This window comes from Microcystis sp. LE19-84.1B (assembly GCF_027531875.1).
Lineage (GTDB): Bacteria > Cyanobacteriota > Cyanobacteriia > Cyanobacteriales > Microcystaceae > Microcystis > Microcystis panniformis.
The window spans coordinates 1-12,307 of record NZ_JAPZSR010000462.1; the positions used below are offsets into that span (position 1 = coordinate 1).

Here is a 12,307-nt window from a genome sequence, read left to right on the forward strand (position 1 = left end):
ATTTTGGCCGCAGGGCTTGCGGTGTCAGTCTGTAGAGCGACCATAAGACCAGAACAGAGTAAATCTGTTAAGGCAGGTGCGGAACCCCGCAAGGGAAAGAAGCAGAAACCCAAATCGTGAGGTTTGGGAATCACCGTCCGTGTACGGCGGTGAGGATGTCAACCTCGGCAAGATTAGACGAGGTAAAAAGCCCGTTTCTAATTGGGGGATAATTTTTGTAAACGATTGTATCCTATTAACTATCGTTATTATTTAGAGCGTCATGGGAAAAGTCATCGGCATCGACTTAGGGACAACCAACAGTTGTGTTGCGGTACTCGAAGGAGGTCAGCCGATTATAGTTCCCAACTCGGAAGGGGGAAGGACAACTCCTAGTATCGTGGGATTCGGCAAAGGCCAGCGCCTAGTGGGACAACTGGCCAAACGTCAAGCGGTCACTAATGCCGAAAATACCGTCTATAGCATCAAACGCTTTATCGGTAGGCGTTGGCAAGACACCGAGGTAGAAAGGGGACGAGTTGCCTATCATTGCCAACGCGGTCGCGATGATACCGTCAATATCAAAATTCGCGATCGGGAATTTACCCCCCAAGAAATCTCGGCCATGATCCTGCAAAAATTAAAGGCCGATGCTGAGGCCTATCTGGGAGAACCGATTAACGAGGCCGTGATTACAGTTCCCGCCTATTTTACCGATGCCCAACGTCAGGCCACTAAAGACGCGGGGATAATCGCAGGACTAGAAGTATTAAGAATTATTAACGAACCCACCGCCGCCGCCCTAGCCTACGGTTTAGATAAACAAAACGAAGATCAACATATCCTCGTTTTTGACCTAGGGGGAGGAACCTTCGACGTTTCCATCCTGCAACTGGGGAAGGGAGTCTTTGAAGTGAAAGCCACCGCCGGCAATAACCATCTTGGGGGGGACGATTTTGATAACCTCTTAGTGCGGTGGCTGGTGGAGAACTTTCAAAGCCAAGAAAACATCGATCTGTCCAGCGATCGCATGGCGATCCAAAGACTGCGAGAAGCCGCCGAAAAAGCCAAAATCGAGCTTTCTAGCCTGATTACCACCTCGATCAATCTCCCCTTTATCGCCGCCGACGAAACCGGTCCTAAACACCTAGAATTAGAACTAACTCGCGCTAAATTCGAGGAATTAACCAGAGAATTAGTGGAAAAAACCCTCGAACCCGTACAACAGTCCCTCAAAGATAGCGAACTGCAGCCTAGCGATATCAATCGTGTCATTCTCGTCGGCGGTTCCACCAGAATCCCCGCCGTACAGCGATTAATCTCCCGTTTCTTTTCTGCAGGCCAGATCGATCGCTCTGTTAACCCCGATGAGGCCGTTGCTTTGGGGGCAGCGATTCAAGCGGGAGTTTTAGGTGGAGAAGTAGAAGATATCCTCCTCCTCGATGTCACCCCCCTTTCCCTCGGCATTGAAACCCTCGGCGAAGTTTTTACCAAAATTATCGATCGCAATACCACTATCCCCACCAGTAAATCTCAGGTTTTCTCCACCGCTGCCGATGGTCAAACTTCGGTGGAAATTCATGTTCTGCAAGGGGAAAGGGCCATGGCCCGGGATAATAAAACCCTCGGTAAATTTCTCCTGACGGGAATTCCTCCCGCCCCTAGGGGTATGCCACAAATCGAAGTGGCCTTCGAGATCGATGTTAACGGCATCTTGAAAGTGGCCGCCAGCGACCAAGGCACCGGCAAAGAACAAAGCATTTTAATTAGTCATACTGGAGGGCTGAAACCGAACGAAATTGAAAAAATGCGCCTAGAAGCCGAAAAATACGCCGAATTTGATCGCGGTCGTCTGCAAATGATCGATATTCGCCAGCAATGCGATAGTCTTTTCTATAGCTACGAAGTCACCATCAGGGAAAACAGCGAGTTAGTTGCCCCCGATATCCGGCAACTGGCCGACCAGAAGCGCCAACAGTTGGAAATCGCCCTGCGCGACCCTTCCATATCCCCCGAAAAGCTAAAAACCACCCTGGAAGAATTTCGTCAGATTGTCCTCGAAATCGGTACCCGCATCTACACGGGTAAACAAGAGGAAACCCAACCCCTCAACGGTACTGGTTTTCAATCGATCGATGTCACCGAAAAACTGACCCGACCCACCCGCATCCGGACCACTCCCCCCAATATCTTCGCCGACGGGCCAACCTTCTCCCACACTAGAACCAGAACCTATAGTAATCTGGAAACTAAAGCCAGCAAATCGGGCAGTGATGATCACCCCTACGATGGCGAAGAAATGAGTGCCAGTGACTACGAGGCCGTAGATTAAAAAGTGATCAGTGATCAGTAATCAGATGTGAGTTTTCAGCTTTTTTATCCCCTTCTCCCCACACCCCACACCCCACTCCCCCACTTCCTTACCCAAAAAATAGTAGGGATAACCCAACTAAACTATTATGTATAGTTTGTTAAAGTAACAACTAGACTTAAACTTTATTTATAAATTGCCAGCAGAACCATAGCCCCCTATGCCCACTGATTACTACGAAATTCTAGGTGTCTCGCGAGATGCGGGCAAAGAAGACATCAAACGCGCCTATCGTCGTCTCGCCCGAAAATACCATCCCGATGTTAACAAAGAACCAGGAGCCGAGGAACACTTCAAAGAAATTAACCGCGCCTACGAAATTCTCTCGGAACCGGAAACCCGCAATCGTTATGACCGCTTTGGTGAGGCCGGGGTTTCTGGAGGTGCTGCCGGTTTTGATCCCGACAATATGGGCGGTTTCGCCGATATATTTGAGACAATCTTTAGTGGTTTTGGGGGCATGGGCGGCCAAGCAACGGCCCGCCGACGCACAGGCCCTACCCGGGGCGAGGATCTACGTCTCGATTTTCGACTAAAATTCCGCGAGGCGGTCTTTGGCGGCGAAAAGGAAATCCGCATCCGTCATCTGGAAACCTGTCAAACCTGTAAAGGCAGTGGGGCCAGACCTGGGACCAGTTCTCGTACTTGTACCACTTGCAATGGTGCTGGCCAGGTACGTCGCGCCACCCGTACTCCCTTCGGTACTTTTGCTCAGGTTTCGGTCTGTCCCACCTGTGACGGCGCTGGCGAAGTGATCGAGGAAAAATGCGATGTTTGCGGCGGTTCCGGACGTAAACAGGAAACCAAAAAACTGAAAATTACCATTCCTGCGGGGGTTGACAACGGCATGAAATTGCGCGTTGCCCGGGAAGGAGACGCAGGACTTAAAGGCGGGCCGCCGGGGGATTTATTCGTTTATCTAACCGTGGAAACAGATACAGAATTTCAACGGGAAGGCAATGATATTAAATCGAATATCTCGATTAGTTATATCCAAGCGATTTTAGGATGTACTATTAAAGTTAATACGGTAGATGGCCAAGAAGACCTGACTATCCCTGCCGGTACTCAACCGAACACCGTACTGATTTTAGAAAATAAGGGGGTTCCTAAATTAGGCAATCCCGTCAGTCGCGGTGATCATCGCATTACCGTTAAAATCTCGATTCCTACCCGTGTCACCGGAGAAGAACGGGATTTACTGGAAAAAATAGCGAAAGTTCGCGGGGAAACCGTGGGGAAAGGCGGCATCGAGGGATTTTTAGGTAATATCTTCCATAAATAACTATGACTTTAGACCTGCGCGGCACTCCCTGCCCAATTAATTTTGTCCGGACAAAATTGCAATTAGAGAAAATGACCGCCGGGGAACGGTTGGAAGTCTGGTTAGATGCCGGGGAACCGATCGAACAGGTTCCCACTAGCCTGACAGTGGAGGGTTATCAGATAGAATCGATCGAGGACCGAGATAGCTTTTTTGTTCTCAAAGTCTATCGCCCCGATTCCTAAATGGTAGATGCACAATTAACCGATTTATACGGTACAGTGGTGGCCGTACAGGCGAATTTCTATCAGGTACGCTTGGATTCTGCCGTTATGGGCGAGAATCTTCTCTGTACCCGTCGCGCTCGCTTGCAAAAAATTGGTCAATCGGTGATGGTTGGTGATCGGGTGCGTGTGGAGGAAGCCAATTTTGATGATCGGCAGGGTGCGATCGCAGAAGTCCTCCCCCGCAGTACCGAGATCGATCGGCCGGCCGTTGCTAATATCGAGCAGATTTTGCTAGTTTTTGCCCTTGCTGAACCCGTCCTCGATCCTTGGCTGATCAGTCGTTTTTTGGTGAAAGCCGAGTCCACAGGCTTAGAAATTGCCGTCTGTGTCAATAAAATTGATCTGGGGGAACCCGAACAAATAGATTTCTGGGGCGATCGCCTAGCTGCTTGGGGATACCGGCCTTTTTTTGTCAGTGTCGAGAAAAATCGGGGATTTGAGGCTTTATTGGCACAATTAAACCATAAAATCACTCTCTTGGCCGGTCCTTCGGGGGTGGGAAAATCGAGTTTAATTAATTGCCTAATTCCTGAGATTAACCAACGGGTGGGGGATGTGTCGGGAAAACTGCAAAAAGGTCGTCACACTACCCGTCATGTGCAGTTATTTGCTTTACCAAATCGGGGTTTATTGGCCGATAGTCCGGGTTTTAACCAACCGGATATTAAGTGTTTACCGGAACAATTAACTTTTTATTTTCCGGAAGTGAGACAGCGTTTAGCTTTAGGAAATTGTCAATTTAATGATTGTACTCACCGTCGGGAACCTAACTGTGTGGTGAGGGGAGATTGGGAACGTTACCAACATTATTTAGAGTTTTTAGAAGAAGCGATCGCACGAGAACAGTCATTACAGAAAACTAGCACAAAAGAGTCAAGTTTAAAGTTAAAAATTAAGGAAGCAGGTCAAGAAACCTACGAACCCAAGTTAGCTAATAAAAAATATCGTCGTCCTTCCCGTCGCGGCAAAAATCAAGATCAGGAACGCTACGAAAATAAAACTCTCCAAGATATTTATAATGACGATTCTGAATAGAATGGGTTAAGTTGGGTTTACGGCAGTTATCTTAATGGTGAGATAGCAAGTTTTCCTTTTAGTATTCCCCACAATTACCCTAAAAATTCTATTCACACCTAAATTTTGACTTTTAACTGAGGCTGAGGTCGATTTTTTAAGCATTATTGACCTTCTCACCTCTAAGAGCCGAAAATAAACAGAGACGACCCAAACCCAAGATTGCTGGTGAGAAGGTTTCTTGACTGGGGGACTCTAGATTGCAACCAGCAAATTCTTGCTGTATTTCTGTTAGAAAATAGGGCCAAATGGTTAAGAAAAAATTACCGCTAAAAATTATTTGATCGATGTCTTCAAGACTTTTTTGCTGTTTTTCTAACAAATCATTAACTTTTTGTCTTAAATTATCTAGATATGGTATAACCACTTTCTTATTTAAATCGCTGCGACTGACCGTCCAAGTATGACCGGCTAGAGAGGAGGTAAATTCGCTTTCTTCTTGCAGGATTAATTTAGTTAATCTAGCGGCTGCCAGTAAAGATTTTTTTAAGGGATTAGTATCGGTGAGATCGGAGCGGGAAAGAGGCAAAAAAGAACGCCAGAGAGGATAAATTAACTGAGAGAGTATGGCTCGTTCATAGGTGTTTTCCCCGTAGTTAAAATGGCTCAGAGCGATCGCTTGACGGGATAAAGAGCGAGTTTGCGGCGGGACTTCCAGCAGTGCTAAAGTGGTAGTCTCTCGTTTACCTTCGATCACCAGTAGGGTTTGGGTTTGGGGTTGGTGACTAGTGGGAATATAGGCCAGAGCAGTAGCGATCGCTGTTTCCAGACTAGAGAGGCGATCGGGGGGTATTAGTTGCGCGCTGAGAAGGGCTTTTTTCAGGTCATCCGTGGAGGTTTCCCCATCGTCGGTGATAATGATAGCTTCTAATCGCTCTAAGGCTTCCCAGAGCCAAGAATCGGTGCTAAAATCCCGATGAGATAGCCAACTAATTAGATATTCGTCCACCTGGGAGCAGGGTAAGCGATCGCTTGTTCCCGTTGCCAGACTCCAAGAAAGAGGATAAAAATCGATTAATCCTTGGCTTTCCCGAAAAAAGACGATTTTCACCCCTGGTGGTTGTACCTCCATTCCCAGGGACCAACGGGCAACTTCAGGGATTCGATCAGGCAATAATAAAGGAGAAAGCATCACTCTGGCCGATTCTAAATGTTGACGAGTGGCGATAATTGTCTCGGAAGTAACTTCTTGCGGGTTAACTAGAGACGAAATCACCCCAGAAAGAATCCGATCGATCTCGGTCAGTAGAGAGGAAAAATCCTGTTTATCGGTCACTAGATAAATAAAAATACCCACAACTGTCTATTGTAGAATCACCCACTTAAAACGAACAAAATTTAAATATTAAACTATGGAAGAAAAACGCTATCCTGCGGAAAAATCAGCAGAGATTCAAAAATTATTGGATACAGCCACCTTATTGGTCGGTTTACCCCCTAAAACCATCGATCAAGTTACTTCTCATGCTGTCACCCGCATTCATCCTGCTAATCGGGCGATTTTATTAGAAAATGATTGGGGTGGTTCGGTTTACTTTATTCTGGATGGTTGGGTGAAAATTCGTACTTACGATAGTTCGGGTAAAGAAGTCACCTTAAATATCGTCGGTAAAGGGGAAATAGTCGGAGAAATGGCCGCTTTAGACGAATCTACCCGCTCCAGCGATGCTATCACCTTAACCACGGCCACAATTAGCAGTATTCCCGCCCAAGATTTTGTTAATCTGCTCAAATCGGAACCTTTAGCGGGAATTCGTCTTTCTCAGTTAATGGCCAAGCGTTTGCGTCAACTTAACCGGCGTTTACGTTTGCGCGAGGCCGATAGTCTCTCCAGAGTCGCCGATACTTTACTCTTTTTAGCCGAAGGTCAAGGAGAAAAAAGCGGCCAGGGTGTGATAATTCCTAATTTACCTCACCGAGAATTGAGTAGTATTAGTGGACTGGCCCGGGAAACTGTGACCCGCTCCTTGACCAAATTGCAGAAAAAAGGCCTGATTCAACGACAGCAGGAATCTCTCTGTATTCCCGATCTGGCCGCTTTAGAAAAAGCGATCACCTAAATTCAGTGATCAGTGATCAGTGATCAGTGATCAGTGATCAGTTATCGGTTATCATACTAAATCCGGTTATTAAAGACTGATTATCTATTCTTCCGACCCCCCCGATGTCGGGGGAGCAGGGGGGGTTGCCTATTGCATGAGTGCCTATCTTCACTAGGAAATTTATTTTGCACGACTACTTATGACTGAAAAATTAACCGGTTTTGGAGTGGTGCTGGTGACAACGGCCAGCGAAACGGAAGCGGAAAACTTAGCGATCGCCTTAGTTAACGATCGCCTAGCCGCTTGTGTCAGTATTTACCCGATGCGTTCCATTTATAGTTGGCAGGGACAGATTGAAAAAGAGTCGGAATGGCAATTAGCGATTAAAACCGATTTAAAGCAGTTTGAGCAGTTATCGGCGAAGATACAGGAACTTCATACCTATGCCGTCCCAGAAATCATCGCTTTACCGATTGTGGCGGGTTCACAGACCTATTTAGACTGGTTAGCCTCCCATACAGGTGGGGTGTCAGAATAGACCAATCGGCAACTTGAGCGAAAAAAATCTATATAATTCTTAATAAACTATCTCAGGAAGCGCAAAAAGTTTTAATCTAGATGCTGATTAAATTTTTAAACATCTGGTTTTAAGACCGATCGCCTCCACGATTGGAGAACTCAGCACATCGTCAAGGGAGATAGTTAAAATCCAATGAGTCTTAAGGCAAGCGGTGGCAGCTCCTTAGCGCGTCCCCAACTCTATCAAACCGTCCCAGTATCTGCCATTACCCAAGCAGAACAACAAGACCGCTTTCTCGATAAACCCGAACTCAACGAACTGATCGCCTACTTCCAATCGGGGAGCAAGCGTTTAGATATTGCCCAAACGCTCACCCGGAACTCCGATCTGATCGTCTCGCGGGCAGCTAACCGGATTTTTACCGGTGGTTCACCCATGGCCTACCTAGAAAAACCCCCCGTGGAAGAATTGGCCCGGGTGGGTGCGGGTAAAGTTATCAACGTCCAGGAAGGGATGAAATTAGGAACCGTTACCTACGCTGAAAGCGGGTCTGGTGGCGGTAGTGGCATCCTCGGTGGCTTAAAGGGGATTTTCGCCTCTAGCGGCCCGATTCCCCCCGGATTCCGACCGATTAACGTCTCTCGTTACGGTCCGAGCAATATGCAGAAGTCCCTCCGGGATTTATCCTGGTTCCTGCGTTATATTACCTATGCGATCGTGGCTGGTGATACCAGTATCCTGATCGTTAATACCCGCGGTTTAAGGGAAGTTCTCGAAAATGCCTGTTCTATTGATGCCACCATCGTGGCCCTACAGGAAATGCGGGCCGCTTCGATCGAGTATTTCCAAAGAGACAAGGATGCGGTCACTTTAATCAGTGACTATTTCAATATCCTACTAGGGGAATTAAAAGCCCCCACCCCCTCTAATAAACTGCGTCAGCGTCCCAGTAGTGACCAACAGGGTTTAAGTCTTCCCCAAAGCTACTACAATGGTGCCGAAAAACGACAAAAGTTTGTCATGAAAACCGGTTTATCGGAGTCGGAAAAATCTTCGATTATTAAGGCAGCCTACAGACAAATTTTTGAACGGGACATCACCCGCGCCTATAGTCAGTCCATTTCTGACCTGGAATCGAAGGTGAAAAACGGCGACATCTCGATGAAAGAATTTGTCCGTCGTCTCGGTAAATCGCCTCTCTATCGTAAACAGTTCTTTGAACCTTTTATCAATAGTCGCGCTCTAGAATTGGCTTTCCGTCATTTCCTCGGTCGCGGTCCTTCCTCCCGGGAAGAAGTGCAGAAATACTTCTCGATCGTCTCTAGCGGCGGTTTAGCGGCGTTAATCGATGCTTTAGTCGATTCTCAGGAGTATTCCGACTATTTCGGCGAAGAAACCGTTCCCTATCTCCGGGGTTTGGGTGCAGAAGCACAGGAATGTCGTAACTGGGGGATGCAGATCGACCTGTTTAACTACAGCGCACCTTTCCGCAAAGTTCCCCAATTTATCACCACTTTTGCTAAATACGATCGCCCCTTACCGGATCAGCACGTTTACGGTTCCGGAAATGACCCCTTAGAAATCCAATTTGGGGCAATTTTCCCGAAAGAAACCCGCGAACCTAGTTCTAGTCCCGCTCCCTTCGGTAAAGATAGCAAACGTATCCTCATCCACCGTGGACCGGCGACTAATAACCAAAATAGCAACCCCGGCGCCCGAGGTGAATTCCCCGGTACTTTGGGACCGAAAGTTTTCCGTCTCAATAACGAGTTACCCGGTTCTAGCAATGGGGTAAGCGTTAAATTTGGCGAAAGTTCCACCCAAAGAGTGATTTTAGCGGCTTATCGTCAGGTTTTCGGTCGAATGCCCTACGAAGGTCAGCGTTTATCCGTGGCCGAGATTAAGTTAGAAAATGGCGATATTACTCTACGCGAGTTTATCAAAACCCTAGCTAAATCCGAGACTTTCCGGAAAATCTACTGGACTCCTCTCTATGTGGTGAAAGCGATCGAATATATTCACCGTCGTCTGCTCGGTCGTCCTACCTACGGTCGTCAGGAAATGAATCAATACTTCGATATCTGCTCGAAAAAAGGCTTCTATGCTTTAATCGATGCTCTGATCGATAGTCCTGAATATACAGAAGCTTTTGGCGAAGATACGGTTCCCTACGAGCGCTATCTAACTCCCCAAGGGATGCAGTTACGGATGGTGCGTTTGGGTAATCTCCGCGAAGATATCGGCCAAAGAGTTGATAAAGAGGAAACCCCCCGCTTTATTGAATTGGGTACACCTTCGATCTCGATTCGCACTGAACCCGATATTCAATCTCGTGTCGGTCAAGGTGTCACGGTTCAACGGGAACAAACTAAGGTCTTTAAACTGTTAACTAATCTCGATAAAGTTGCCGTACAAAATACTGTTCGCGCTGCCTATCGTCAGATTTTTGAACGGGATCTCGAACCCTATATCATCAATGCCGAATTTACCGCTTTAGAGAGTAAATTAAGCAATGCTGAGATCACGGTGAAAGAGTTTATTGAGGGTTTAGGTGGTTCGGATCTTTACCTGAAAGAATTCTATGCTCCCTATCCGAATACGAAAGTAATTGAATTGGGAACCAAGCACTTCTTAGGTCGCGCTCCCTTGAATCAAAAAGAAATCCAGAAATATAACCAAATTCTGGCAACTCAGGGATTAAAGGCCTTTATTGGTGCCATGGTTAATAGCATGGAATACCTACAATTATTTGGTGAAGATACGGTTCCCTATCGTCGTTTCCCGACTCTACCGGCCGCTAATTTCCCCAATACGGAACGCTTATACAATAAGCTGACTAAACAGGATAGTGAACTGGTTGTTCCTAGTTTTAAACCAGTAGTTAAGGTTGGTGGTTAGTTAGTCCTTGAAGTTAGTTAATTTAGCTCGTGTTCAACACGAGCTTTTTTCGGGACAAATTACTGGCCAAAATTTATTAAGTAGGGAGGCACAATTATTTGTAGGATGGGTTAGCGGTAGCGTAACATGAGCAGGTGTTGGGTTTCATGCTTCAACCCAACCTACGTTCATCTTATATTTAATTCCACCCACCCACTTATCGTCAATCAAGGGGATAACAATGAGCCAAATTAAAGTTAAAAACTTCGGTCCAATTAAGGCGGGTTTACTAGAAAATGATGGTTTTATCGACGTTCGGAAAGTAACGATTTTTATCGGTAATCAAGGAACTGGAAAAAGTAGCATTGCTAAATTAATATCAACATTAAGCTGGTTGGAAAAAGCTCTATATCGTGGAGATTTAGAGGAAAAATATGTGACTAAATATAATCGTTTTGTTAAATCTTTTTGTCAATACCAAAATTTAACCAATTACTTTTTACCCGAAACCCAAATTGAATACAATGGAGATGTTTATCGAATTAGTTTTGAAAATGCTAAATTATCGATCGAGCGTACTGATAATCCAAAGTATCGAGTACCAAAAATTATGTATGTACCAGCAGAGCGAAACTTTTTGAGTGCAGTAAGATGGCCAGAAAAACTCAAAGGACTGCCAGAATCATTATATACTTTCTGGGAAGAATTGGATCGCTCACAACAGGAATTATCTGGCAGTTTGACTTTGCCAGTAGGTGAGGTTAAATTGGAATTTGATAAACTCAATAGACTGGCAAAGATTGTGGGTAGTGATTATCAACTAAATCTATCAGAAGCTTCCAGTGGTTTTCAGTCTTTTGTTCCTTTATTTCTCGTTTCTCGAAATATTGCTTTATCGATTAATCGAACTCAAGAAAATTCCCGCAATGAACTCAGTGGAGAGGAGCAAAAAAGATTAAAAATGGAAATCGAGAAAATTCTCTCTAATGATAATCTTTCCGATGACCTAAAAAGGGCAGCACTAGAAGTGTTATCTTCTAAATACCGCAATGAGTGTTTTGTAAATATTGTGGAAGAAATCGAGCAGAATCTATTTCCCCAATCTCAGAGAAAGATTTTATATAAATTATTTGAATTTGCTAATTTAACCCAGGGAAATAAACTAATTTTGACTACTCATAGTCCTTATATTATCAACGATCTAACCCTAGCTATCAAAGCGGATAAAGTTATCAAAAAAATCCTATCATCAGCGATTTCTAACGCCGATTATCTCCAAGAAAAGCTCAACCAAATTGTCCCAAAAGCCTCTTGTATAGCGGCAGAAGATGCTATTGTATATGAATTAACAGAGCAAGGAGAAATCCGAGAACTTGCTACATATAATGGTTTACCTTCTGATGAAAATTATCTCAATCTTTCCCTGGGAGAGACAAATCAGCTTTTTGATGATTTACTAGAAATCGAAGAACAGTTATGAAGATAAATTTCTTTGATAAAAAATGTCAGAGTCAAACCCATCGGCATGAATTTGGAATTTGTGATCCGCCATTTCCCCCAGAAACTCCCGCTTATTTAGATACAGAAAATCCCAGTGATTGGATTGCTATTGTGGAAAAATCTCAAGAAATTGAAGTGACATTTACCGCTATTGATAAATGTATTGAAATTAGAAAAGTCGATGGTAGTGGTATGGATAAACGCTGTGATGGAATGCTGACCTATGCTAATTGTTTGATTTTTGTAGAATTAAAAGGCTCTTCGTTACTCTTTATGCTAAATCAACAGACAAGATGCCAAGATAACATACTTCTAACCCAAAAATTACGAAAGTTTCTAAAGCCATAGGCTCTCCGTTTTATTAGTTTAAGTTTATTGTTGATTCCCTCGACC

Annotated in this window: 10 protein-coding genes and 1 pseudogene; 9 read left to right on the plus strand and 2 right to left on the minus strand. The window is 45.1% G+C overall.

The window, feature by feature from the left end:
• Window positions 1-262: 262 nt before the first annotated feature.
• From dnaK to rsgA, 4 genes are all read left to right on the plus strand, one after another.
• The gene (gene dnaK / locus O9324_RS25830) at window positions 263-2,311 is read left to right on the plus strand and encodes a molecular chaperone DnaK (RefSeq protein ID WP_288141694.1); all 2,049 of its coding nucleotides are present in this window, start codon (window positions 263-265) and stop codon (window positions 2,309-2,311) included.
• Between the two features lie 199 nt (window positions 2,312-2,510).
• On the plus strand, window positions 2,511-3,635 hold the full coding sequence (gene dnaJ / locus O9324_RS25835) for a molecular chaperone DnaJ (RefSeq protein ID WP_288141695.1): 1,125 nt from the start codon (window positions 2,511-2,513) through the stop codon (window positions 3,633-3,635).
• 2 nt (window positions 3,636-3,637) lie between these two features.
• Window positions 3,638-3,859, plus strand: a complete 222-nt coding sequence (locus tag O9324_RS25840) for a sulfurtransferase TusA family protein (protein WP_002738399.1) — start codon at window positions 3,638-3,640, stop codon at window positions 3,857-3,859.
• Window positions 3,860-4,936 carry a small ribosomal subunit biogenesis GTPase RsgA gene (gene rsgA, locus O9324_RS25845; RefSeq protein ID WP_288141696.1) on the plus strand — a complete coding sequence of 359 codons (1,077 nt, stop codon included), beginning with the start codon at window positions 3,860-3,862 and terminating at the stop codon, window positions 4,934-4,936. It abuts the gene before it with no gap.
• Window positions 4,937-5,072: 136 nt separating this feature from the next.
• On the opposite strand, the gene O9324_RS25850 is transcribed toward rsgA, so the two are convergent.
• The gene (locus tag O9324_RS25850; RefSeq protein WP_288141697.1) at window positions 5,073-6,272 is read right to left on the minus strand and encodes an acetate and sugar kinases/Hsc70/actin family protein; all 1,200 of its coding nucleotides are present in this window, start codon (window positions 6,270-6,272) and stop codon (window positions 5,073-5,075) included.
• 55 nt (window positions 6,273-6,327) lie between these two features.
• Here O9324_RS25850 and O9324_RS25855 point away from each other — a divergent pair, with 55 nt between their 5' ends.
• The 5 genes and pseudogenes from O9324_RS25855 to O9324_RS27615 all read left to right on the plus strand — a co-directional run.
• Window positions 6,328-7,035, plus strand: a complete 708-nt coding sequence (locus O9324_RS25855) for a Crp/Fnr family transcriptional regulator (protein WP_002771921.1) — start codon at window positions 6,328-6,330, stop codon at window positions 7,033-7,035.
• 181 nt (window positions 7,036-7,216) lie between these two features.
• A complete protein-coding gene (cutA, locus tag O9324_RS25860) occupies window positions 7,217-7,555 on the plus strand; it encodes a divalent-cation tolerance protein CutA (protein WP_288141698.1) in 339 nt (112 codons plus the stop codon).
• A 174-nt stretch (window positions 7,556-7,729) separates the two neighbouring features.
• Window positions 7,730-10,435: a phycobilisome rod-core linker polypeptide gene (locus tag O9324_RS25865; RefSeq protein ID WP_288141699.1), complete on the plus strand. Its 2,706-nt coding sequence runs from the start codon at window positions 7,730-7,732 to the stop codon at window positions 10,433-10,435.
• A gap of 220 nt (window positions 10,436-10,655) precedes the next feature.
• Window positions 10,656-11,894: an AAA family ATPase gene (locus O9324_RS25870; RefSeq protein WP_287629210.1), complete on the plus strand. Its 1,239-nt coding sequence runs from the start codon at window positions 10,656-10,658 to the stop codon at window positions 11,892-11,894.
• A pseudogene (locus O9324_RS27615) lies at window positions 11,891-12,169 on the plus strand (hypothetical protein); the annotation flags it as partial. The gene O9324_RS25870 and the pseudogene O9324_RS27615, both read left to right, overlap by 4 nt.
• A gap of 26 nt (window positions 12,170-12,195) precedes the next feature.
• On the opposite strand, the gene O9324_RS25875 reads toward O9324_RS27615, so the two are convergent.
• The coding region (locus O9324_RS25875; RefSeq protein WP_185237766.1) for a transposase at window positions 12,196-12,307 on the minus strand (112 nt) is incomplete at its 5' end.